This window comes from Paenibacillus sp. YIM B09110 (assembly GCF_037167145.1).
Classification (GTDB): domain Bacteria; phylum Bacillota; class Bacilli; order Paenibacillales; family Paenibacillaceae; genus Pristimantibacillus.
Genome location: NZ_JBANSP010000023.1, coordinates 30,229 through 52,683 on the forward strand (window position 1 = coordinate 30,229; position 22,455 = coordinate 52,683).

The window sequence follows — 22,455 nt, forward strand, 5'->3', positions numbered from 1 at the left end:
TCTAATCAGGTGTGGATTGTTGCCAAGTTGAAAATAATAACACTAAAGCTGCGCGAGTGGAATAACCTTTTCGCATCCTGTGCACAATTTTTTTCGTATAGTATGTGGGTTTATAGTGGCGGGATAAAATGGTAAACTTTATATGTTGGCGTATAAACGCTTAACTAACAGCTTAAGGAGTACAGAATGGCCAAAATAAAAACGAAGTTTGTCTGTACGGAATGCGGTACCGAATCCGCCAAATGGCTCGGTAAATGCCCGGGCTGCCATGCATGGAATTCCATGGTGGAGGAGAAGGAAACGGTCGTTAAGACGCAAGGTGTCGGATTGTCGTCGCTTCATACGAAAGAAAAGCCGCAATCGATCATACATATAGAAAATGGGCAGGAGCCTCGTATTGAAACAAAGATGCTGGAGCTTAACCGTGTGCTTGGAGGCGGCGTCGTTCCAGGCTCGCTCATACTGGTCGGCGGCGATCCCGGCATCGGGAAGTCGACGCTGCTGCTGCAGACCTCACATGCTTTGGCTGTCAAAGGGCTGAAGGTGCTCTATATCTCAGGCGAGGAGTCGGTACGCCAAACACGGCTGCGAGCGGATCGACTCGGCGCTTTGACGGAAACGCTTTATGTATTGTGCGAGACCAATATGGAGCACATTAACGATGCGATTGATTCACTGCAGCCGGATTTTTTGGTTATCGATTCGATTCAGACGGTATACGATCCGGGCGTTCAATCGGCGCCGGGAAGCGTAGCGCAAGTACGCGAATGTACGGCGCATTTCATGAGAGTTGCGAAGGTTAGAGGTATCGCGACGGTGTTGGTCGGCCATGTAACGAAAGAAGGCGCGATCGCAGGACCGCGGCTGCTGGAGCATATGGTTGACTGCGTCTTGTACTTCGAAGGCGAACGCCATCATACATACCGATTGCTCCGCGCGGTGAAGAATCGCTTCGGATCAACGAACGAGATTGGCATTTTCGAGATGGGAGAAGAGGGACTGCGGGAAGTATCCAATCCTTCCGAGCTATTCCTCTCCGAACGGCCGCTCGGTGTATCGGGCTCGACGGTAGTAGCCAGCATGGAAGGAACACGGCCTGTTCTCGTCGAGCTTCAGGCGCTCGTCGCAACGACGAACTTCCCGTCGCCAAGGCGGATGTCAACCGGCATCGACCATCATCGGATGGCGCTTATCATTGCTGTACTGGAGAAACGCAACGGGATGTTTCTCCAGACGCAGGACGCGTACTTGAATGTAGCGGGAGGCGTGAAGCTGGATGAGCCCGCAGTCGATCTTGCAGCGGCAGTAAGCCTCGCATCAAGCTTCCGCGATGCGCCAACCAAACCGTATGATGTTATATTCGGGGAGGTCGGCCTAACAGGTGAGGTGCGTGCGGTATCGCGGGCAGAGCAGCGGGTGAAGGAAGCGGAGAAGCTTGGTTTCAAACGAGTCATTATGCCGGAGAAGAGCCTTAAGGGTTGGAAAGCGCCCGAGGGTATAGAAATTATCGGCGTCAGCACGGTGGCGGAAGCACTTAAGGCAGCGCTTGGATAGGGGGCAAACGATGAAAGAACCTACACAGCTCGAAGTTATGAATCAATTGTTGCAGTTAGTCGCGCCAGGCACCCCATTTCGTGAAGGGCTCGAGAATGTGCTTCGCGCCAAGACAGGAGCATTGATTGTTGTCGGCTACAGTCCGGAAGTAATGGAGGTCGTTGACGGGGGGTTCTCCATTAATTGCGACTTCTCGTCGAATTACTTGTATGAACTGGCGAAGATGGACGGCGCCATTATAATGAGCGAGGATATGCGTCGCATCCTGTACGCGAATACGCAGCTCATTCCGAACAGCTCTATTCCGTCCATTGAAACGGGCATCCGTCATAGGACGGCGGAGCGGGTTGCGAAGCAGACCGGGAAGTTGGTTGTATCCATATCGCAAAGGCGTAACGTCATTACCTTGTATCAGGGCAATCTTCGTTATTCGCTTAAGGACATGGGTGTCATCCTGACGAAGGCGAACCAAGCTATTCAAACGTTGGAGAAATATAAGGCTGTTCTGAGCCAATCGTTCACGAACTTGTCGGCGCTTGAATTCGAGGAGCTGGTTACGCTCCAAGAGGTTGCTCACGTTATTCAGCGCGTGGAGATGGTATTGCGCGTTAAGATGGAAATTAAGCGATATGTCAATGAGCTTGGCACAGAGGGTCGATTAATCAGCATGCAAATGGATGAGTTGATCGGCGGCGTTGAAGAGGACGCATGGTACTTGCTGAAGGATTACGCCAAAGACAATTCCGATGAGAAGATACGCGAAATAAGAGCAGGTCTTAAGAAGCTCAGCTCGGACGAATTGCTGGACGCTCCTCCTATCGTACGCTTGATCGGCTACTCGCATACGAACAACATGTCCGACGAGGCGGTATCGCCGCGCGGTTACCGGCTGCTGAACAAGATTCCGAGGCTGCCGATCATTATAATGAACAATTTGGTCGAGCGATTCGGCCGATTGCCTCATATTTTGATGGCGACGATCGAAGAATTGGATGAAGTGGACGGCATCGGCGAAGTGCGCGCCCGCGCCATTAAAGAAGGACTTAAGCGGATCCAAGAGCAGATGTTCATTGACAGACAAATTTAAATCTCATACAATTGATGGAATGTGGTCCTGTCGCGTAGATATACATTAGTAACAGGTTTTGGGGCATAGTAGAGAAGAGGTGGAAAAGATGATCACAAAGTCGATACCGAGCCTTCTCACGGTGGGGAACTTATTCTTAGGAGTAATCGCCATCATCCTTGTGTTCAACGAAAAACCGGATACGGCAGCAATGATGGTGTTAATCGCGATGCTGCTCGACGGCGTAGACGGACGTGTCGCTCGGGCGCTCAATGCTCAAAGCGAGTTCGGCAAGGAGCTTGATTCGTTATCCGACGTTATTTCGTTTGGCGTAGCGCCTGCTTTTATTATGTACGTGGTCGCATTCCAAGATTTGAGTCCAGCATTGGCATGGATCGTTACGGCTCTGTTCCCGATTTGCGGAGCACTCAGACTCGCACGATTTAACGTAATTGCAAGCTCGCCGGGCTATTTTATTGGTCTTCCGATCCCAGCGGCCGGAGGCGTTCTGGCAACGCTTGCGTTATTTAAGGATGATATAGCGGTATCGATCTTGCTGGCAAGCACGTTGGCGCTTGCTCTATTAATGGTCAGCACCATTAAATATCCGAATTTCAAAAAAGTAGGCATTCCGAGAAGCGCAGTATGGGTCGTACCGATTATCGTAGCGGTCTCGGTCGTATTAGGCCTTTTATTTAAACATCAATTGTCCAAAATTTTGTTCGTACCGCTGCTGCTGTACGCCTTGTACGGCCTAAAAAAAAACGTTAGCCGACGGCCGAAAAAACGCCGAAAGCGCGGAAGCAGACAGGATCAATCGGATGATTCAGTGAAATCCGAGCATACAGCGTAGTGTAAGAATAGAAAAAACCGCCTCTGCATCGGAAGCAGATCAGGCGGTTTTTTTTGTATTGCAACGATAAGATTGTTGTCGTCTTAATGGCATGCATAATCGACTACGTTAAATTAAATAAGCCAAGCGTCGAGCATTTGTCGTATTCGTCTGCGATTACCTCGTCTAGTTCAATGTTTAGCAGATTGCATAAAGCGGTCATGTAAAACAAATTGCGTCCGAGCTCGGACTTCAGTACGTCCCGGCAATGCTCGCAAACCTCTCCGGAGAGATGGCTTTGCAGCGTTGTTTTCGCGTTTTCGAGATCAAGCTCATCCGAGTATTGCTGTTTTTTGGCGTTCAATTCAATGCAGCCGCAATCCGTTACGGCTTTGGATACAGCACGATTCACGGAAGCGCCCGATTGTCCGAACTTGGACATGACGTCTAGCAGACTTCGGTGTCTAAGTAGTAGTTCAGATACCTGCTGCTGGAACTGATTCAGTGTTGGAGCGCTCATCGATTCCACCTCTATCACCAACCTCTTCGAAAGTAATCTCAACTCCCATTATAAGCCTCAGGGGGGCTGTTTTCAAAATGTGAATTATGAGAAAATTCTGATCGAAGTAATTCAGTGGTGGGCGACCGCGGCTAAAGGTAAATTTTATCGCCAATCAGAATGCACATCTATAGGGTTTGACTCTCTATAGAGGTGAACATTCTGATGTGGGGAGAAAAACTTTATCGCAGAAATGCGAGGATGAGCGACCGCGGATAGTGGAAGTTTTTATCGCCAATCAGAATGCATATCTATAGGGTTTGACTCTCTATAGAGGTCAACATTCTGATGTGGGGAGAAAATTCTGATCGAAGCAATTCAGTGGTGGGCGACCGCGGCTAAAGGTAAATTTTATCGCCAATCAGAATGCATATCTATAGGGTTTGACTCTCTATAGAGGTGAACATTCTGATGTGGGGAGAAAAACTTTATCGCAGAAATGCGAGGATGAGCGACCGCTGCTAAAGGTAAATTTTATCGCCAATCAGAATGCACATATATAGGGTTTGACTCTCTATAGAGGTGAACATTCTGATGTGGGGAGAAAATTCTGAGTTAAGCAACTCGGGGATGAGCAATTAGTGAGGATATTCACTAATTAGTGAGGAGAATCTCACAGAAATGCTTCGAACTGTTAGTTACTGTCCAAATAGTGAGGCAATCCTCACTTGTCGTGAACCCAGCTTCATGACGAGTGAGGCTTGCCTCACTATTTGTGCGAAGCAGGCTTTTACGGCTCGTTTAAGTGAGGTTAACCTCACTCCGGATGAGATAAAGCTCACTAATGCACGAATGGCGAGCGCCGTTTTTGCTCGGGCGATTGGGATACTAGAACTATTTTACAAATTCACGCGCTGCCTACGATTAACCTTCCTATTATTGGAACATAATTGTAATGGAGGTGAACCGTAATGGTTAGACGTATAATTCAAATAATGGGTATGTTGTTTGGCGGTATGGCCGGCGGCGAAGTATATGGTTGGATGAATGGAGCGGCACTGTGGTCGAGCTCATCATTCGGTATGCTGCAGCGATCGGGCACTTATTACATGAATGTAGCAGTTGGCGCGGTATTTGGAGTCATTGCAGCAACGATGTTGGCAGGGCAGGTCATTCGGTATATGCAGAAGGGTGCGGAGCAGACAGCTGCGCTGCCGATGAAGGATTTAATAGCGGGAGCGGGCGGTTTGCTGGCCGGCTTGCTGCTTGCTGTGCTTCTTTATCCGGCCGTCTCGGATTTCAGCGGTATGGGACGACTCATTCCCGCTGCGATGATGTTGATCTTCGGTTACTTGGGTCTCAGCATCGGCTTGCATAAGAAAGAAGAGCTGGCTACCGGCTTCGAGAGCTTGCTGGAGAAGCGGCGAACAGCGCCCGAACCAGAGGAAACGAGCGGTTACGAGGAGCATAAGATCCTCGATACGAGCGTTATTATCGACGGACGGATTGCGGATATATGCAAAACCGGCTTTATCGAGGGCACGCTGGTCATTCCGGAATTCGTGCTGGAGGAACTGCAGCATATTGCCGATTCTTCGGATTTGCTGAAGCGTAACAGAGGCCGTCGCGGCCTTGATATTTTGAACAAAATTCAGAAGGAGCTTGATGTTCGCGTTCTGATCTACGAAGGAGACTTCGAGGAGATCGGCGAGGTGGACAGCAAGCTGGTGAAGCTTGCGAAGGCGCTCCACGGCAAAGTGGTAACGAATGACTTCAACCTGAATAAAGTATGCGAGCTGCAAGGCGTATCGGTGCTTAACATTAATGATTTAGCTAACGCCGTGAAGCCGGTTGTGTTGCCGGGAGAAGAAATTATCGTTCAAGTGATCAAAGACGGCAAGGAACACGGCCAAGGCGTAGCGTATCTGGATGACGGCACGATGATCGTCGTTGAGGGCGGCCGCGACTACATCGGCACGACGATGGAGGTGCTCGTTACGAGTGTCCTGCAGACGTCGGCGGGTCGGATGATATTCGCGAAACCGAAGCTGTTGGAAAAAGCGCTCTAACAAGGTATGATAGTACTATCATAGAGCGTTAGGCAGGTTGGGTCATGTTAGCAGATTGGGGAGTCGTCATTGTCGCGGCCGGACGCGGGACGCGAATGGGGACGAAAGAGAGCAAACAATATTTGCAGTTAGCGGACAAGCCTATTCTTGTGCATACACTGGAGCTGTTCGAGCGAATGGACGCCGTGAAGGAAACGGTGCTTGTTGTCGGCGCGGAGGATGTGCCTAGGTGCCAGGAATGGGTTGCCCGCTACGGCTTTGCGAAGGTGAAGGCTGTTCTTGCCGGAGGCAAGGAGCGCCAACATTCCGTGCACATCGGCCTTCAAGCGATTACGGCCGAATGGGTCATGGTGCATGACGGCGTTCGTCCGCTCGTGTCGGCGGAAGCGGTGCAGCGATGCTGCGAGACCGCCGAGCGCAGCGAAGCCGCAGTGCTTGCCGTTCCTGTGAAGGACACGATCAAGCAAGTAGATGAAGCGGGTATTATCATTGCTACGCCGGACCGTCGAAGCTTGTGGGCGATACAAACGCCGCAAGCTTTTCGTCATGCATTGCTGCTTGAGGCGCATGAGCAGGCTGAAGCAGCCGGCTTCATCGGCACGGATGACGCGATGGTTGTGGAACGGACGGGAGCAACCGTTACCGTTGCACAGGGAGAATATACGAATATAAAGATAACGACGCCTGACGATTTGCCATGGGCGGAATTTCTGCTAGCAAATCGCCGTGTCGATATGGTTGAGGGAAAGGATGATAAATAGTGATACGTGTAGGACAAGGCTTTGACGTGCATCAATTGGTAGAGGGGCGTCCATGCATTATCGGCGGCGTAACGATCCCTTATGAAAAGGGTCTGCTCGGGCATTCTGACGCGGACGTACTGCTGCATGCCATTACAGATGCCATTTTAGGCGCGCTCGGAATGGGCGACATCGGTAAACATTTCCCCGATACGGATGCTGCATATAAGGATGCGGACAGCTTAAAGCTGTTGGAGCATGTATGGAAGCTTATACGGGAGAAGGGTTATAAGCTCGGCAATATTGATTCGACGATTATTGCTCAACGCCCGAAGATGCTGCCCTATATTCCGCAAATGACGGAAATTATTGCGAAGGCGCTTGAAGCGGATGTATCGCAAGTGAATGTGAAGGCGACAACAACGGAGCAGCTTGGCTTCGCAGGACGCGGCGAAGGCATTGCGGCGCAATCGGTTGTTTGTTTAGTTAAAGCGGACTAATTAAAGTTACTTAAATATTGGAGGAGTATAATTATGCCACAGGAAGTACGTGTACGTTATGCGCCGTCGCCGACGGGTCACCTGCATATCGGCAACGCTAGAACGGCCTTATTTAATTATTTGTTTGCACGCAATCTTGGCGGCAAATTCATCGTTCGTATTGAAGATACGGATGTTAAGAGAAACGTAGCTGGCGGCGAAGAAAGCCAGCTTACATACATGAAGTGGCTCGGCATCGATTGGGATGAGAGCGTGGATATCGGCGGCGGATACGGTCCATACCGTCAAACCGAGCGTCTTGATATTTATCGCGTGTATTGGCAGGAACTGCTTGACCGCGGCCTTGCATACCGCTGCTACTGCAATGAAGAGGAGTTAGAGCAAGAACGGAATGAGCAGCTTGAGCGCGGCGAAACGCCTCGTTATTCCGGCCGTCACCGCGATCTCACCGATGAGCAACGTTCTGCGTTCGAGGCTGAAGGCCGCGTGCCTAGCATTCGCTTCCGTGTACCGGAAGGCCGCACGTATCAGTTCGACGATATGGTGAAGGGTTCGATCAGCTTCGATACGGCTGAGATGGGCGATTTCGTTATCGTGAAGAAGGATGGCATTCCGACCTATAACTTCGCAGTTGTACTGGACGATCATTTGATGAAAATCAGCCATGTACTGCGCGGAGAGGATCATATCTCCAATACGCCGCGCCAGCTTATGATCTATGAAGCTTTCGGCTGGGAGCCGCCGCTGTTTGCCCATATGACGCTGATCGTGAATGAGCAGCGCAAGAAGCTAAGCAAACGCGATGAGTCTATCATTCAATTCATCTCGCAGTACGATGACCTCGGTTACTTGCCGGAGGCGTTGTTCAACTTCATCGCTTTGCTTGGCTGGTCGCCGGAAGGCGAGCAAGAGATGTTCACACGCGAGCAACTGATCGAGGTGTTCAATGCGGAGCGTCTGAGCAAGAGCCCGGCCGTATTCGATACGCAGAAGCTGAGCTGGATGAACAACGAATACATGAAGAAAGCGGAGCTTCCGCGCGTCGTTGATATGTGTATTCCTCACCTGCAGAAGGCTGGCCGTATCGCGGCTGAACTGGATGCGGATGACCGCGCTTGGGTTAGCGATCTCGTAGCGCTGCATCAGGAAAAGCTTCGTTATGCAGCTGATATTGTGCCGATTACGGCGTTGTTCTTCGCTGAGGAGCCGGCGGACGAGGATGAAGCGGCTAGCGTGCTTGCCGAGGAGCAGGTACCGACTGTGCTTGGCGCATTCCTTGCGCTGGTGGAAGCGGGCGATTCTGCGTTTACGGTTGACGGCATTAAGGAAATGATCAAGACTGTTCAGAAGGATACCGGCTTCAAAGGGAAGCAGCTGTTCATGCCTATTCGCGCTGCGCTGACAGGCCAAACCCATGGCTCTGACTTGAACCAGTCGATCGCGCTGCTCGGCAAAGACAAGGTCGTCTCGCGTCTTCGCGCGCGTCTATAGGCTAACTAGTTAGCTGACGATCGTCTTGCTGGCTCGGCATGCGCTGTGAAGAGAGGCTTTGCAGATAGTCCTTGTCACCTATTTGGCTATTGAGTATACTATGGATAATATCTACATGAATATATCGGCTATGAACAGGATTAGTACGTTTGCATGCGGATTCGCAGAGAGGACAACCGTCATTCGAATCGGCGCTGCTTGAGGGTATAAGGGCAGCGGCAAGAGTGGGGCTGAAAGTTGTTTGGTTCGCGCAAACGGAAATTTGCACCTGGGAGCTTTGTTCCGAGCTGGTTATCGAGCTTTAGTTGATCGATAAACAGGGTAGGCGACAACGTAAGTCTGCGTTAAAGACATGAAGGTGAACAGCCGGCTTGTTAGAGTGCCGTGTATTGTTCAAGCAGAGTGGGACCGCGCGATTAACACGCCTCTGCAGCACTTGATGCTGCAGGGGCTTTTTTTATTGGAAAGAAAAGCAGCGCATAGCGTAGAGCCAAGCAATTTTGAAAGCAGAGGAGCAAAACGAATGTTTCGCCATTTTCGATCGGACGTTCAAGCAGTATTCGAAAATGATCCGGCGGCACGAAGCCGTTTCGAGGTCATCTTCACCTATTCGGGCCTGCATGCTATATGGGCGCATCGCATTGCGCATCCCTTATACCGTAGAGGCTGGTTTACGCTTGCGAGGATCATCTCGCAGGCAGGACGCTTCATGACGGGTATTGAGATCCACCCCGGCGCGCGAATCGGCAATCGGCTGTTCATCGATCATGGCATGGGCGTCGTTATTGGAGAAACATGCGAAATCGGAGACGACGTCGTTATCTATCAAGGTGTTACGCTAGGCGGCACAGGCAAGGAAAAGGGCAAGCGCCATCCGACGATCGGAAATAATGTCGTCATCGGATCGGGAGCGAAGGTTCTTGGTTCCTTCCAAGTTGGAGATAATTCTAATATAGGATCAAATGCGGTCGTCTTGCGCGAGGTGCCTGATAACAGCACCGTGGTCGGGAATCCAGGGCGTGTGGTGAAGCGGAACGGGGAGCGGGTAGGCGATCGGCTCGACCATAAACAGCTGCCGGATCCGGTCATTGAAATGTTCCGCGCGATGAAAAAGGAAATTGATAGTTTGAAAGTTGAATTAGGCAAGGAAGTTGAAGAGCCCGAAGCAGGAGGAGTTTTTGACAATGGCAATTACGATATATAATACGCTCACGAGAGCGAAGGATTCGTTCGTCCCTCAGACACCGGGCAAGGTTAACATGTACGTATGCGGGCCGACCGTGTATGACTATATTCATATCGGCAATGCGCGTCCGGTTATTTTCTTCGACGTTGTGCGCCGCTACTTGGAAGCAGCAGGCAACGAGGTCCGTTATGTGGTCAACTTCACGGACGTAGACGACAAGCTCATTAAGAAGGCTGAGCAGCTCGGCACGACTGTGCCGGAAGTTGCAGAGAAGTTTATTACAGCGTTTTATGGAGATATCGATTCGCTCGGCGTTCGCAAGGCAACACTTAATCCGCGCGTAACGGACAATATTCCGGAGATTGTCGCGTTTATTGCAGAGCTTGTAGACAAAGGCTATGCGTATGAAAGTGAAGGCGACGTATATTTCCGTACGTCCAAATTCGATGAATATGGCAAGCTTTCGGGTCAAAACTTAGGCGAGCTGCAATTCGGCATTCGCGTAGAGATTGGCGACCGCAAAGAAAATCAGCAGGACTTCGTGCTGTGGAAGGGTGCGAAGCCAGGCGAGATTAAGTGGGAGAGCCCATGGGGCGACGGCCGTCCGGGCTGGCATATCGAGTGCTCGGCAATGGCCCGCAAGTATCTCGGCGAAACGCTCGATATTCACGGCGGAGGACATGATCTGCAATTCCCGCATCATGAATGCGAGATCGCGCAGTCGGAGAGCCTTAGCGGAAAGCCACTGGCGAACTACTGGATGCACAATGGCTACATTCATATCAATAATGAAAAAATGTCCAAATCGCTCGGCAACGGCATCACGGTTAATGAGATCGTGAAGCGGATTAAGCCGCACGCGATCCGTTACTTCATGCTGTCGACGCATTACCGCAGCCCGCTTAACTTCAGCGACGAGACGATTGCGCAAGCGGTTAATAGCGTTGAGCGGATTGCCAACTGCGCTTCGAACCTGAAGCATAGGCTGAGCAGCGAAGGGCTAAGCGATGCAGCGGCTGATCCTGCGCTTCAAGCGAAGCTGGATGAGATTGCGAGCCAGTTTCATGCTAAGATGAGCGACGACTTTAACACGCCGGATGCCATAACGGCTGTATTCGAGCTTGTGACTGAAGCGAATCAATATATGAATCGCAGCGATGCTTCTGCTGAAGGATTGCAGGCTCTGCTGGCACTGCTTGAGCAGTTGGATAATGTGCTTGGTCTCTTGCCGGCGCAAGAAGCGGCTAACGAATTGCTTGATGCGGATATCGATCAATTGATCGTAGAGCGTACGGAAGCGCGCAAATCGAAAAACTGGGCACGAGCGGACGAGATCCGCGATCTGCTGGCTGAAAAAAACATTGTGCTTGAGGATACGCCGCAAGGCATTCGTTGGAGACGCAAATGAGCGAACATATAGATGCCGGCTCGCTCATGTTTTATCCGCCCGCAAAGAAACCGCAACTGATTAATCCGGTTGTTCTCGCATATGTGGGCGATGCCGTATTTGAACTGCTCGTGCGACAGTACTTGGTGTCGCTGCCCAATAACAAGTCGCATCATATGCATCGCGAAGCGACAAGTATCGTGTCAGCGAAGGGCCAGCGGAAATTGCTTGAGCGATTGCAGCCGCATCTGACGGAGGAGGAGGCGGACATCGTCCGCCGAGGCCGCAACGCCAAGTCGGGAGCTCCGCCGAAGAACGCGGATCCGGCCGATTACCGTCTTGCGACGGCGCTCGAGAGCCTCGTTGGCTACTTATATTACGAGGGGCGCAATGAACGGCTCGGTGAGCTGTTCGCGATCGGACTAGAAGGAAAATAGAAGGAGGGAATATGATGTCTGTTGAGAACCAAAACCAGGAGGAAATGATCGCTGGCAAGCATCCCGTGCTTGAGGCGCTTCGTTCCGGACGGGAAATTAATAAAATATGGATTGCTGACGGCGCGCAGAAGACGTTGACGCAGCCGATCGTTGCTGAGGCGAAGAAGCTTGGCATCGTAGTTCAATTCGTTGACAAGCGCAAACTTGATAGTATGGTCGAAGGCGTTGCCCATCAAGGTGTCGTCGCGCAGGCGGCTGCCTTTGATTATGTAGAAGTAGAAGAATTGCTCGAGATTGCATCGAAGAGCGGGGAGACGCCATTCATTCTTGTCCTTGACGAGATTGAGGATCCGCATAACCTCGGCTCGATTCTAAGAACGGCAGAATGTACCGGCGTGCACGGCGTTATTATTCCGAAACGCCGCTCGGCTTCGCTGACGGCTACTGTGCTTAAGACATCGGCAGGAGCGGCTGAACATGTGCCTGTCGCGAGAGTAACGAACCTGGCTCAAACCATCGATAAGCTGAAGGAAGCGGGCGTATGGGTCGCCGGCACGGACGTAAGCGCATCGCAGGATGTGTACAAGATGAAGTTCGATATGCCACTCGCAGTCGTAATCGGCAACGAGAGCAAGGGCATGGGCCGGCTTATTAAAGAAAAATGCGATTTTCTCGTTAAACTTCCGATGCTCGGCCGCTTGAATTCACTGAATGCCTCGGTTGCAGCAGGCGTGCTTATGTATGAAGTCGTGCGGCAACGCCGGGGCGTATAGGGCATGAATCGGCGCGACGACATTTTGTTGGTCGATGGATACAATATGATCGGCGCGTGGCCAATGCTCGAGAAGCTCAAGGAGCATGACCTGGAGGATGCGCGGGATAAGCTGCTGGACATGCTTGCGGATTATCAAGGCTTCACGGGCATGAAGGTGTATGTGGTATTTGACGCTTATTTTGTCCCAGGTATAGGGGCGACTTACCGGCAGCATAAGCTCACGGTCATCTATACGAAGGAGAAAGAAACGGCTGACGAGTGCATTGAACGCTTGTGCGCGGAGCTGAGTTCGAGGCGTAGGAACATCTACGTGGCGACCTCCGATATGATTGAGCAGCATGTTGCGTTCGGCCAAGGCGCCCTTCGTGTATCCGCGCGCGAACTGCTTATCGACATTGGGCAGAATCGCAAAGATATCGAGCAAACGCTTCGGGAAGATAAGCCGACCAAGCGTAATTCGGTTGACTCGAGAGTGAATTTGGAGACGTGGAGTAAGCTGGAACGAATGAGACGCGGTGAAAAGTAAGGGAAATCGAGTCGGCGAGATAAGTGAAGATCGTATTTGATCGACGCTTGTTTCAATGTTCCACAAAGTTACAATTTTACTAGATAATCGATAGTTTTCGAGGCTGAATTGGTTGACGGTGTAAGGTTTTATCATGTATACTGGCTCTATATTTTCAGAATCTAGCGGTGTACGCCTTGCAGGCCGGAGGGATAGTTCGTGGGCATCGACCTCAAAGAATGGAGTACGCTCGAATACGACAGCAGTACGGACGAGGACATCGTCGAGGCGGTCCGCAACGGCGATAGTATGGCGCTGGAATATTTGATTAATAAGTATAAGAACTTCGTGCGAGCAAAGGCGCGTTCTTATTTTCTTATCGGCGCGGATCGTGAAGATATCGTGCAGGAAGGCATGATCGGCTTATATAAGTCAATTCGCGATTTCAAAGGGGACAAGCTAGCAAGCTTCAAAGCCTTTGCCGAATTGTGCATCACAAGGCAGATCATTACCGCCATCAAAACAGCCACGCGTCAGAAGCACATCCCACTCAATTCGTATGTATCGCTTGACAAGCCGATTTATGATGAAGATTCAGACCGCACGCTGCTGGACGTTATATGCGGCACTCGCGTATCCGATCCGGAAGAACTTATTATTAATCAAGAAGAATTTATTGGCTTGGAAGATAAGATGTCCGAAATATTAAGCGATCTGGAGCGCAAGGTGCTCATGCTTTATTTGGACGGAAGATCGTACCAGGAAATCGCCGTCGATTTGGACCGCCATGTGAAGTCCATTGATAATGCTTTGCAACGAGTGAAGCGGAAGCTTGAACGTTACTTGGAAATCAGGGACATTAGCGGGTAAGTGTCGTTCAGCAACGATCAGCATAATAACCAAGGCTGTCTATTCCGTCTGGCAAGACCAGGCGGACCGGGACGGTTTTTTTATTGATAGGGTTGAAAACACATGAAGCAGACGATAATGGTAGATACGAGTCCCGAGTCCAAGCAGGCTGTCTTGGCAATAATTCGCATGCCGCGCGTCTATCTTTTACATTGACATGAAAAATGCCATATGCTAAAGTGTTTAGGTAGGCCTGAAATCGAGGTTTTTTTTTGTATTTGCGATGGAATCAATGATGTTTCATATAGAGCTTCATGATTCGTATTTTGTAGCAGTTCGGGAGGTGTAATTCAATGCGGGTTATTATCACGTTGGCATGCACAAACTGCAAACAGAGAAACTATGCGAGCAGCAAGAACAAACGCAATCACCCCGACCGCATCGAGTTGAAGAAGTTTTGCAAGTTTTGTAACGAGCAGACTCCTCATCGCGAGACGAGATAGTCAATTGGAGGTGTGACCGTGGCATTTTTGGCTAAACTGAAGCAAAGCTTTGGTAATACGTTTAGTTTTTTTGCCGACAGCTGGGCAGAACTTAAGAAAGTTCGCTGGCCAAATCGTAAAGAGTTGACAAGCTACTCGATCGTCGTTCTTTTAACGATCACGTTTGTAACGATTTACTTCTGGCTTCTTGACATCGGGATCTCGACTCTGGTTGAACTCATTGTTTAAGAAGGGTCCAAAGGTGGATTAGTGATGGAAAAAAGATGGTACGTCGTGCACACTTACTCCGGGTATGAGAACAAAGTGAAAGTCAACCTGGAACGCCGTGTTGAATCAATGGGCATGGAAGACAAGATCTTCCGCGTGCTCGTTCCCATGGAAGATGAAGTGGTAGAGAAGGACGGTAAGAAGAAGACCGTTCAACGTAAAGTCTATCCTGGCTATGTTCTTGTGGAAATGGTTCAAACCGACGATTCATGGTACGTTGTTCGAAATACACCAGGCGTAACTGGTTTCGTAGGTTCAACTGGGTCCGGTTCGAAGCCGACTCCTCTATTGCCCGATGAAGTGGAGCAAATCCTCAAGCATATGGGTATGGAAGAGCCGAAGCCGAAGATCGAATTCGAACTGAAAGAAACAGTTCGCGTCAAAGTAGGTCCTTTCGCAGACTTTGTCGGTTCAGTAGAAGAAATTTTGCTCGACAAAGCGAAGTTGAAAGTTCATGTCAACATGTTTGGCAGGGAAACCCCTCTTGAGCTCGACTATACTCAAGTGGAAAAGATTTAATATCCGGTTTCCAAATCCGCTTGGAATACTTTAGTGTATTTCATCGGATCGTGTAATGCTTTAGGATTACAAGGTAAGGAGGTATGAGTCATGGCAAAAAAGGTCATCAAGATGGTCAAACTGCAAGTTCCTGCAGGAAAAGCTAACCCAGCGCCACCAATCGGTCCGGCACTAGGTCAAGCAGGCGTTAACATCATGGCTTTCTGTAAAGAGTTCAACGCTCGTACTGCGGATCAAGCTGGTCTGATTATTCCAGTCGTGATCACTGTATTCGAAGACCGTTCCTTTACTTTCGAGACTAAAACACCGCCGGCTGCTGTATTGCTCCGCGTTGCTGCTGGTATCGAAAAAGGTTCAGGTGAGCCGAACAAGAAAAAAGTTGCTACTGTAAAACGCGATAAAGTTCGTGAAATCGCAGAGCAAAAAATGCAAGATCTAAACGCAGCTTCTGTTGAAGCAGCTATGCGTATGGTTGAAGGTACTGCGCGCAGTATGGGCGTAACAATCGTTGACTAATTCCGCATAGGCTATTGCAGCTTTAGCGGGATTAGAACGATCTGTCTTGCGAAGCCGGGTAGGCTTTCGCAGGTGGGAGGATCATCCATAAGAGGGTGTTCCGCTATACCACATAAGGAGGAGAACAAAATGGCTAAACACGGTAAAAAATATGTTGAAGCTGCTAAGCTGATCAACAGCGAAGCGACTTACGAGCCAGCTGAAGCGATTGAACTCGTTAAGAAGGCTGCGACAGCTAAATTCGACGAATCCGTTGAAGTAGCAGTTCGTCTGGGCGTTGACCCACGTAAACAAGACCAAGCAGTGCGCGGCGTCGTAGTACTTCCGCACGGTACTGGTAAAACTAAACGCGTTCTCGTTTTCGCAAAAGGCGAAAAAGCGAAAGAAGCGGAAGCTGCAGGCGCTGACTTTGTTGGCGACGCAGACATGATCAACAAAATCCAACAAGGCTGGTTCGAATTCGACGTTTGCGTAGCAACGCCGGACATGATGGCTGAAGTTGGTAAACTTGGACGTATCCTCGGCGGTAAGGGCTTGATGCCTAACCCGAAAGCTGGTACAGTAACATTCGATGTTACTAAAGCCGTTCAAGAAATCAAAGCCGGTAAGATTGAATACCGTCTTGATAAAGCAGGTCAAATCCACGCTCCAATCGGTAAAGTATCGTTCGATGCTGAGAAGCTGAACGAGAACCTTAAAGCATTGATTGATGCTTTGGTTCGCGCTAAACCGGCTGCTGCTAAAGGTATTTACCTGAAAAACATCGCCGTTTCGTCGACTATGGGCCCTGGCGCTCGTGTTTCGACTGCGAACTATCGCTAAGAAACGGAACTTAATTTCGAACACGCATACCGAAGACAGTAGGTGCCATTAGGCTTAATTTCCTACCGAGGTGTTATGATAAAACGTTTGTAAGCGAGTCAAGGCCAATCGGCCTTGCCGCGATAACGACATCATGGCCTTCGCAACGTCTGCGAAGGCCTTTCTCATGCATCGAGGCGAGGAAAGCCCGTCGTATATCGGAATGTAAAATATTACGGGAGGTGTACAGTTTGGCTAACGCAAAGATCATCCAAGAGAAACAAGAAGCAGTTGCAGTAATCGCGGCAAAGATCTCTGAGAGCTCGAGCACGGTTGTTGCTGACTATCGCGGATTGAACGTTGCGCAAGTTACTGAACTTCGGAAACAACTCCGCGAAGCGGGCATTGAATTCCAAGTTTTGAAAAACTCGCTCGTTCGCCGTGCAACTGAAGGAACGGATTTCGCAGCTTTGAACGATATCCTGACTGGTCCTACAGCAATCGCATTCGGCAAAGAAGACGCCGTTGCTCCAGCGAAAATCTTGAACGATTTTGCTAAGAAAAACGACGCTTTGAAACTTAAAGGCGGTATCGTTGAAGGTAAAGTCGTTGATCAGGATCAAATCAAAGCTCTTGCAGAGCTTCCGTCCCGCGACGGTTTGCTTTCCATGCTCCTCAGCGTATTGCAAGCTCCTATGCGCAACTTCGCGCTTGCAGTTAAAGCAGTCGGCGAGAAGCAAGAAGCACAAGCTTAGTAAACAACGCAACATTGCTAATGATGTAACTGTTATCCGGCTTATGCCGGTCGCGTAATGCGAAACACAAAAAAACTAAACCAAATTTCCGGAGGTATAACCATGTCTAAAGAGCAAATCTTGGAAGCCATCAAAGTTATGACCGTTCTTGAACTGAACGACCTTGTTAAAGCAATCGAAGAAGAATTCGGCGTAACTGCTGCAGCTCCAGTAGCTGCTGGCGGCGCAGCAGTAGCTGTTGAAGCTGAGCAATCCGAATTCGACGTTATCCTTAACAACGCTGGCGCATCGAAAATCAACGTAATCAAAGTTGTTCGCGAAATCACAGGTCTTGGCCTGAAAGAAGCGAAAGACTTGGTTGATAGCGCTCCTAAAGCAATCAAAGAAAAAGTTGCTAAAGAAGAAGCTGAAGCTGTTGCAGCTAAACTTACTGAAGCTGGCGCTTCCGTAGAAGTTAAGTAATATCGCTTAAATTGCATACAGCAGGGACATAAGCATACGCTGTGGCCTCGCTGACGAGCCCCTTGGAACCGCATGGTTTCAAGGGGTTCGTTGCATGTTATAAGCTAATAGCTCAAGGATGACGGAAGGGAAGCCGAACATGTCGAATCATTATTATTCTGAAAGCCCGGAAGTAAAGCATAACCGGCAGCAGCATACCTTTGATCTGCGCGGCTATGCCTTTCGTTTTATGACGGATGCAGGCGTATTCTCCAAGACAGGTGTCGATTACGGCAGCCGAGTGTTGATTGATGTCATGGAGATTGCGGGCGATGCGAAGGTGCTTGATGTCGGTTGCGGCTACGGTCCGATCGGGCTGACGGCTGCGAAGCTGGCGCAGCAAGGTCATGTGACGATGATTGATATTAATGAACGAGCGGTAGAGCTGTCTCGCGAGAATGCTCGACTTAACGGGATAACGAATGTAACGGTAGTGCAGAGTGATATCTATGCTGCGGTGAAGGAGCAACGATTCAATACCATTGTAACGAATCCACCTATTCGCGCGGGAAAAGCAGTTGTCCATCGTATATTCGAAGAGGGTTATGAGTTGCTTGCGCCTGGCGGAACGATGTGGGTTGTGATTCAGAAGAAGCAAGGAGCGCCGTCAGCGGAGGCGAAGCTTAAGGACTTGTTCGGAGAACATGAGGTTGAGGAAGTTACGAAGGATAAAGGCTATCGGATCTTCAAAGCTACTCGAACATAAGCGGTGAAAAAGTTTTCAAAGAATGTTTTGCGAAATAGTTTGACTTGACTTTTTGGATATGGTAATATTATAAAATGTCAGCATTAAATTGGGCTCAATCTCTTTAGTCAACTAAAATGTCAAGTATGATTTTTTGGGCGCGGATTGCATAAGATATGCAAGTTTGACGTATAATGTTTACATTTTGGGCAAAATTACTTGATATGTGACCATCGCGCCGCGCTGCGAATGGTTGGCTGCCGGAAACACGCTCTTTTTTCGAACTATTCGATAAGGGCTTTTCTTTATTTAACTATATAGGCGGCTGGTGCCGGCTATGAGTGACGCAGTAAGTATCGATGCTGTGAGACAGACATGAGGGGTGAGGTTAAGTTGGCAGGACAACTTGTTCAGTATGGTCGGCGAGCGCGCAGAAGCTACGCCCGAATCAACGAGGTGCTGGAAGTCCCGAACCTGATTGAAATCCAACAAAAATCGTATGAGAAGTTCTTGGACAACGATTTGATTGAATTGTTTCAGGATATTTCTCCGATTTCGGACTTTACGGGCAATCTATCGCTTGAGTTTATCGACTATGGCTTAGGCGAACCGAAATATTCGGTCGATGAATCAAAAGAGCGCGACGTGACGTATGCAGCTCCTTTACGCGTTAAGGTACGACTTTTCAATAAGGAGACCGGCGAGGTAAAGGAACAAGAAGTGTTCATGGGTGATTTCCCGCTTATGACTGAGACAGGCACGTTTATTATTAACGGGGCCGAGCGGGTTATAGTCAGCCAATTGGTGCGCTCCCCGAGTGTGTACTTCAGCACGAAGGTTGATAAGAACGGGAAGAAGAACTACACGGCAACGGTTATACCGAACCGTGGTGCTTGGCTGGAGCTTGAAACGGATGCCAAGGATATTGTTTACGTTCGTATTGACCGGACCCGGAAAATTCCGGTAACGGTGCTTTTGCGTGCACTTGGTTTTGGCACAGACGCTGAGATTCTCGAGCTGCTAGGCCATGATGAGTATATTCGCAATACGCTAGACAAGGACAATACGGATTCCACGGAGAAAGCGCTGATCGAGATTTACGAGCGTCTTCGTCCGGGCGAACCGCCGACTTTGGATAATGCGAAGAGCTTGCTTGTAGCTCGTTTCTTTGATCCAAAACGATATGACCTGGCCAATGTCGGCCGTTACAAAATAAACAAGAAGCTTCATATCAAAAATCGTTTGTTCAATCAGAAGCTCGCTGAGAACCTGGTTGATCCGACTACTGGCGAGATAATCGCTGAGGCGGGACAAATGATTGACCGTCGCTTGCTTGACGAGATCCTCGAAAAGCTTGAGACGGATGTGGGCTTCAAGACGTATCACGTCGCTAACGGCGTACTTGATGCTGATAGTATTCCGCTGCAAACGATCAGCGTATTCTCGCCGCTTGACGAGAACAAAATCATTAAAGTTATCGCAAATGGTGTTATTGATAAATCCGTTAAGCACATTACGCCTGCGGACATCATTTCCTCCATTAACTATTTCATTAACTTGCTTCACGGCGTTGGTAGCACGGACGATATTGACCATCTCGGCAACCGTCGTCTGCGTTCCGTAGGCGAATTGCTGCAGAACCAATTCCGTATCGGTCTATCCCGTATGGAACGCGTTGTGCGCGAGAGAATGTCGATTCAGGATGCGAACGCGATTACGCCACAGGCGCTAATCAATATCCGTCCCGTTATCGCGTCGATCAAAGAGTTCTTCGGTTCCTCGCAGCTTTCCCAGTTCATGGACCAAACGAATCCGCTTGCTGAATTGACGCATAAGCGTCGTCTATCGGCACTCGGACCAGGCGGTTTGACAAGGGAACGCGCAGGATTCGAAGTACGTGACGTCCATCACTCTCACTATGGCCGTATGTGCCCAATCGAGACGCCAGAGGGACCGAACATCGGTTTGATCAACTCCTTGTCCTCGTTCGCCCGTATTAACGAGTACGGCTTCATTGAAGCTCCGTATCGTTGGGTTGATCCGAAGACTGGCACTGTTACGGAACAAATCTCTTACATGACTGCCGATGAGGAAGACAACTATATCATCGCGCAAGCGAATGCGAAGCTGACTCCTGAAGGTCAATTTGCTGAAACGAACACGATCGTTCGTTACAACAAACAGGCTGATAACATCTTGACGATGCCTAGCGAACGCGTTGACTACATGGACGTATCGCCTAAGCAGGTTGTGTCGGTTGCGACAGCGCTCATTCCGTTCCTAGAGAACGATGACTCCAACCGCGCACTAATGGGATCGAACATGCAACGTCAAGCCGTACCTCTTCTTATCCCGAAAGCGCCGTTCGTCGGTACGGGTATGGAGCATAAGGCTGCGAAAGATTCGGGTGTATGTATTGTTGCCAAATATGACGGAATTATCGAGCGTTCGTCAGCTAACGAAATTTGGCTGCGCCGCGTTGAGATGATTGACGGCAAACCGGTAACAGGCGACCTGGTTAAGCACAAGCTTCATAAGTTTATGCGTTCCAACCAAGGTACGTGCATTAACCAACGTCCGCTTGTACGCAAAGGCGACGTAATCAAGAAAGGCGATATTCTCGCAGACGGCCCTTCCACAGAACAAGGCGAATTGGCGCTTGGACGCAACGTTGTTGTCGCGTTCATGACGTGGGAAGGTTACAACTACGAGGATGCCATCTTGCTAAGCGAAAAGCTTGTGAAGGAAGACGTGTACACGTCCATTCACATTGAAGAATATGAGTCCGAAGCTCGTGATACGAAGCTTGGACCGGAAGAAATTACACGCGACATTCCGAACGTCGGCGAAGATGCGCTGCGCAATCTCGACGAGCGCGGCATTATCCGTGTCGGTGCTGAGATTAACGCAGGAGATATCCTTGTCGGTAAAGTAACGCCTAAGGGCGTAACAGAGCTGACGGCTGAGGAAAGATTGCTTCACGCAATCTTCGGCGAGAAAGCTCGCGAAGTTCGCGATACATCGCTCCGCGTACCGCATGGTACGGACGGTATCGTTGTAGACGTGAAGGTGTTCACTCGTGAGAACGGCGACGAATTGCCTCCAGGCGTTAACCAGTTGGTTCGTGCTTATATCGCTCAGAAGCGTAAAATTTCCGAAGGCGATAAAATGGCCGGACGTCATGGTAACAAAGGGGTTATCGCCCGCATCATGCCGGAAGAGGATATGCCGTTCCTACCGGACGGTACACCAGTAGAAGTCGTACTGAATCCGCTCGGCGTACCTTCGCGGATGAACATCGGTCAAGCGCTTGAAGTTCACCTTGGTATGGCTTGTAAGCATCTCGGCATTCACGCTGCTACGCCTGTATTCGACGGCGCGCGCGAGAATGACGTATTCGATACGATGGAAGAAGCCGGCATGCAGCGTAACGGTAAGACTGTTCTTTATGACGGTCGTACCGGCGAGAACTTCGAACGTGAAGTTACCGTTGGCGTCATGTACATGATCAAACTGGCTCACATGGTTGACGATAAAATCCATGCTCGTTCGACGGGTCCTTACTCGCTCGTTACGCAACAGCCTCTCGGCGGTAAAGCGCAATTCGGCGGACAACGTTTCGGAGAGATGGAAGTATGGGCGCTTGAGGCATATGGCGCAGCGTACACACTTCAAGAAATTCTTACCGTCAAATCCGATGACGTGGTCGGCCGTGTGAAAACGTACGAATCGATCGTCAAAGGCGAGAATGTTCCTGAACCGGGTGTTCCTGAATCGTTCAAAGTATTGATCAAAGAGCTTCAAAGCTTGGGTATGGACGTTAAGATCCTGACTGAGAATGAAGAAGAGATCGAGATGAAGGAAATGGACGACGAGGAAGAGAACACTGGCGATAAACTTAATCTAAATCTAGAAGGCACTGAAGTCGGCGCTGAATAAAGCATTCGCCTGAATTCCGAGTAGCGTCACGCGCTCCTCGGAATTCGGCAGTTTACGCATAAAGACATAGTTATAGATG

The 22,455-nt window shown here is 49.7% G+C and carries 23 protein-coding genes and 1 other annotated feature; of the genes, 22 read left to right on the forward strand and 1 reads right to left on the reverse strand.

Annotated elements, in window-relative coordinates:
* Window positions 1-186 precede the first annotated feature (186 nt).
* From radA to pssA, 3 genes are all read left to right on the forward strand, one after another.
* Window positions 187-1,554, forward strand: coding sequence for a DNA repair protein RadA (radA, locus tag V8F51_RS24895; protein ID WP_337103217.1), 1,368 nt, complete (start codon window positions 187-189; stop codon window positions 1,552-1,554).
* 10 nt (window positions 1,555-1,564) lie between these two features.
* Window positions 1,565-2,641, forward strand: a complete 1,077-nt coding sequence (gene disA / locus V8F51_RS24900) for a DNA integrity scanning diadenylate cyclase DisA (RefSeq protein ID WP_337103218.1) — start codon at window positions 1,565-1,567, stop codon at window positions 2,639-2,641.
* An 88-nt stretch (window positions 2,642-2,729) separates the two neighbouring features.
* A complete protein-coding gene (pssA, locus tag V8F51_RS24905; protein WP_337103219.1) occupies window positions 2,730-3,473 on the forward strand; it encodes a CDP-diacylglycerol--serine O-phosphatidyltransferase in 744 nt (247 codons plus the stop codon).
* Between the two features lie 103 nt (window positions 3,474-3,576).
* On the opposite strand, the gene V8F51_RS24910 is transcribed toward pssA, so the two are convergent.
* On the reverse strand, window positions 3,577-3,972 hold the full coding sequence (locus tag V8F51_RS24910) for a DUF1573 domain-containing protein (protein ID WP_337103220.1): 396 nt from the start codon (window positions 3,970-3,972) through the stop codon (window positions 3,577-3,579).
* 950 nt (window positions 3,973-4,922) lie between these two features.
* Here V8F51_RS24910 and V8F51_RS24915 point away from each other — a divergent pair.
* The 19 genes from V8F51_RS24915 to rpoB all read left to right on the forward strand — a co-directional run bounded on the left by V8F51_RS24915 (window position 4,923) and on the right by rpoB (window position 22,376).
* Window positions 4,923-6,020 (forward strand): PIN/TRAM domain-containing protein, encoded by a 1,098-nt coding sequence (locus tag V8F51_RS24915; RefSeq protein WP_337103221.1) that lies wholly within the window; start codon window positions 4,923-4,925, stop codon window positions 6,018-6,020.
* A gap of 44 nt (window positions 6,021-6,064) precedes the next feature.
* Window positions 6,065-6,781, forward strand: a complete 717-nt coding sequence (gene ispD, locus V8F51_RS24920; RefSeq protein ID WP_337103222.1) for a 2-C-methyl-D-erythritol 4-phosphate cytidylyltransferase — start codon at window positions 6,065-6,067, stop codon at window positions 6,779-6,781.
* Window positions 6,781-7,260 carry a 2-C-methyl-D-erythritol 2,4-cyclodiphosphate synthase gene (gene ispF / locus V8F51_RS24925; RefSeq protein ID WP_307208457.1) on the forward strand — a complete coding sequence of 160 codons (480 nt, stop codon included), beginning with the start codon at window positions 6,781-6,783 and terminating at the stop codon, window positions 7,258-7,260. Before ispD ends, ispF begins: the two co-directional genes overlap by 1 nt.
* 33 nt (window positions 7,261-7,293) lie before the next feature.
* Window positions 7,294-8,751 carry a glutamate--tRNA ligase gene (gltX, locus tag V8F51_RS24930; RefSeq protein WP_337103223.1) on the forward strand — a complete coding sequence of 486 codons (1,458 nt, stop codon included), beginning with the start codon at window positions 7,294-7,296 and terminating at the stop codon, window positions 8,749-8,751.
* A 523-nt stretch (window positions 8,752-9,274) separates the two neighbouring features.
* Window positions 9,275-9,955, forward strand: a complete 681-nt coding sequence (cysE, locus tag V8F51_RS24935) for a serine O-acetyltransferase (RefSeq protein WP_337103224.1) — start codon at window positions 9,275-9,277, stop codon at window positions 9,953-9,955.
* The gene (cysS, locus tag V8F51_RS24940; protein ID WP_337103225.1) at window positions 9,936-11,345 is read left to right on the forward strand and encodes a cysteine--tRNA ligase; all 1,410 of its coding nucleotides are present in this window, start codon (window positions 9,936-9,938) and stop codon (window positions 11,343-11,345) included. The genes cysE and cysS overlap by 20 nt, the downstream gene beginning before the upstream one ends.
* Complete coding sequence (locus V8F51_RS24945) at window positions 11,342-11,761, forward strand: Mini-ribonuclease 3 (protein WP_337103226.1); 420 nt, start codon at window positions 11,342-11,344, stop codon at window positions 11,759-11,761. The genes cysS and V8F51_RS24945 overlap by 4 nt, the downstream gene beginning before the upstream one ends.
* Window positions 11,762-11,775: 14 nt before the next feature.
* Window positions 11,776-12,534, forward strand: coding sequence for a 23S rRNA (guanosine(2251)-2'-O)-methyltransferase RlmB (gene rlmB / locus V8F51_RS24950; protein ID WP_337103227.1), 759 nt, complete (start codon window positions 11,776-11,778; stop codon window positions 12,532-12,534).
* Window positions 12,535-12,537: 3 nt separating this feature from the next.
* Complete coding sequence (locus V8F51_RS24955; RefSeq protein ID WP_337103228.1) at window positions 12,538-13,062, forward strand: NYN domain-containing protein; 525 nt, start codon at window positions 12,538-12,540, stop codon at window positions 13,060-13,062.
* Between the two features lie 198 nt (window positions 13,063-13,260).
* Complete coding sequence (gene sigH / locus V8F51_RS24960; RefSeq protein ID WP_337103229.1) at window positions 13,261-13,911, forward strand: RNA polymerase sporulation sigma factor SigH; 651 nt, start codon at window positions 13,261-13,263, stop codon at window positions 13,909-13,911.
* 332 nt (window positions 13,912-14,243) lie between these two features.
* The gene (gene rpmG, locus V8F51_RS24965; protein WP_015847242.1) at window positions 14,244-14,393 is read left to right on the forward strand and encodes a 50S ribosomal protein L33; all 150 of its coding nucleotides are present in this window, start codon (window positions 14,244-14,246) and stop codon (window positions 14,391-14,393) included.
* Between the two features lie 18 nt (window positions 14,394-14,411).
* Complete coding sequence (secE, locus tag V8F51_RS24970) at window positions 14,412-14,621, forward strand: preprotein translocase subunit SecE (RefSeq protein ID WP_337103230.1); 210 nt, start codon at window positions 14,412-14,414, stop codon at window positions 14,619-14,621.
* A 24-nt stretch (window positions 14,622-14,645) separates the two neighbouring features.
* On the forward strand, window positions 14,646-15,179 hold the full coding sequence (gene nusG / locus V8F51_RS24975) for a transcription termination/antitermination protein NusG (protein WP_307208468.1): 534 nt from the start codon (window positions 14,646-14,648) through the stop codon (window positions 15,177-15,179).
* Window positions 15,180-15,269: 90 nt separating this feature from the next.
* On the forward strand, window positions 15,270-15,695 hold the full coding sequence (gene rplK / locus V8F51_RS24980) for a 50S ribosomal protein L11 (protein ID WP_337103231.1): 426 nt from the start codon (window positions 15,270-15,272) through the stop codon (window positions 15,693-15,695).
* A 129-nt stretch (window positions 15,696-15,824) separates the two neighbouring features.
* On the forward strand, window positions 15,825-16,517 hold the full coding sequence (rplA, locus tag V8F51_RS24985) for a 50S ribosomal protein L1 (protein WP_337103232.1): 693 nt from the start codon (window positions 15,825-15,827) through the stop codon (window positions 16,515-16,517).
* 11 nt (window positions 16,518-16,528) lie between these two features.
* Window positions 16,529-16,692: a sequence feature (ribosomal protein L10 leader region), on the forward strand.
* A gap of 55 nt (window positions 16,693-16,747) precedes the next feature.
* On the forward strand, window positions 16,748-17,251 hold the full coding sequence (gene rplJ, locus V8F51_RS24990) for a 50S ribosomal protein L10 (protein WP_337103233.1): 504 nt from the start codon (window positions 16,748-16,750) through the stop codon (window positions 17,249-17,251).
* Between the two features lie 102 nt (window positions 17,252-17,353).
* On the forward strand, window positions 17,354-17,713 hold the full coding sequence (rplL, locus tag V8F51_RS24995) for a 50S ribosomal protein L7/L12 (protein WP_137186567.1): 360 nt from the start codon (window positions 17,354-17,356) through the stop codon (window positions 17,711-17,713).
* 139 nt (window positions 17,714-17,852) lie between these two features.
* A complete protein-coding gene (locus tag V8F51_RS25000) occupies window positions 17,853-18,458 on the forward strand; it encodes a class I SAM-dependent methyltransferase (RefSeq protein WP_337103268.1) in 606 nt (201 codons plus the stop codon).
* Window positions 18,459-18,812: 354 nt separating this feature from the next.
* Entirely contained in the window at window positions 18,813-22,376 is a 3,564-nt protein-coding gene (gene rpoB, locus V8F51_RS25005; RefSeq protein ID WP_337103234.1) for a DNA-directed RNA polymerase subunit beta, read from the forward strand.
* Window positions 22,377-22,455 lie beyond the last annotated feature (79 nt).

Bases quoted from the DNA above. Each gene is read 5' to 3' on its own strand.
- radA (WP_337103217.1), top strand. From the start codon at position 187: ATGGCCAAAATAAAAACGAAGTTTGTCTGTACGGAATGCGGTACCGAA.
- disA (WP_337103218.1), top strand. From the start codon at position 1,565: ATGAAAGAACCTACACAGCTCGAAGTTATGAATCAATTGTTGCAGTTA.
- pssA (WP_337103219.1), top strand. From the start codon at position 2,730: ATGATCACAAAGTCGATACCGAGCCTTCTCACGGTGGGGAACTTATTC.
- V8F51_RS24910 (WP_337103220.1), bottom strand. From the start codon at position 3,972: ATGAGCGCTCCAACACTGAATCAGTTCCAGCAGCAGGTATCTGAACTA.
- V8F51_RS24915 (WP_337103221.1), top strand. From the start codon at position 4,923: ATGGTTAGACGTATAATTCAAATAATGGGTATGTTGTTTGGCGGTATG.
- ispD (WP_337103222.1), top strand. From the start codon at position 6,065: ATGTTAGCAGATTGGGGAGTCGTCATTGTCGCGGCCGGACGCGGGACG.
- gltX (WP_337103223.1), top strand. From the start codon at position 7,294: ATGCCACAGGAAGTACGTGTACGTTATGCGCCGTCGCCGACGGGTCAC.
- cysE (WP_337103224.1), top strand. From the start codon at position 9,275: ATGTTTCGCCATTTTCGATCGGACGTTCAAGCAGTATTCGAAAATGAT.
- cysS (WP_337103225.1), top strand. From the start codon at position 9,936: ATGGCAATTACGATATATAATACGCTCACGAGAGCGAAGGATTCGTTC.
- V8F51_RS24945 (WP_337103226.1), top strand. From the start codon at position 11,342: ATGAGCGAACATATAGATGCCGGCTCGCTCATGTTTTATCCGCCCGCA.
- rlmB (WP_337103227.1), top strand. From the start codon at position 11,776: ATGTCTGTTGAGAACCAAAACCAGGAGGAAATGATCGCTGGCAAGCAT.
- V8F51_RS24955 (WP_337103228.1), top strand. From the start codon at position 12,538: ATGAATCGGCGCGACGACATTTTGTTGGTCGATGGATACAATATGATC.
- rpmG (WP_015847242.1), top strand. From the start codon at position 14,244: ATGCGGGTTATTATCACGTTGGCATGCACAAACTGCAAACAGAGAAAC.
- nusG (WP_307208468.1), top strand. From the start codon at position 14,646: ATGGAAAAAAGATGGTACGTCGTGCACACTTACTCCGGGTATGAGAAC.
- rplK (WP_337103231.1), top strand. From the start codon at position 15,270: ATGGCAAAAAAGGTCATCAAGATGGTCAAACTGCAAGTTCCTGCAGGA.
- rplA (WP_337103232.1), top strand. From the start codon at position 15,825: ATGGCTAAACACGGTAAAAAATATGTTGAAGCTGCTAAGCTGATCAAC.
- rplL (WP_137186567.1), top strand. From the start codon at position 17,354: ATGTCTAAAGAGCAAATCTTGGAAGCCATCAAAGTTATGACCGTTCTT.
- V8F51_RS25000 (WP_337103268.1), top strand. From the start codon at position 17,853: ATGTCGAATCATTATTATTCTGAAAGCCCGGAAGTAAAGCATAACCGG.
- rpoB (WP_337103234.1), top strand. From the start codon at position 18,813: ATGAGGGGTGAGGTTAAGTTGGCAGGACAACTTGTTCAGTATGGTCGG.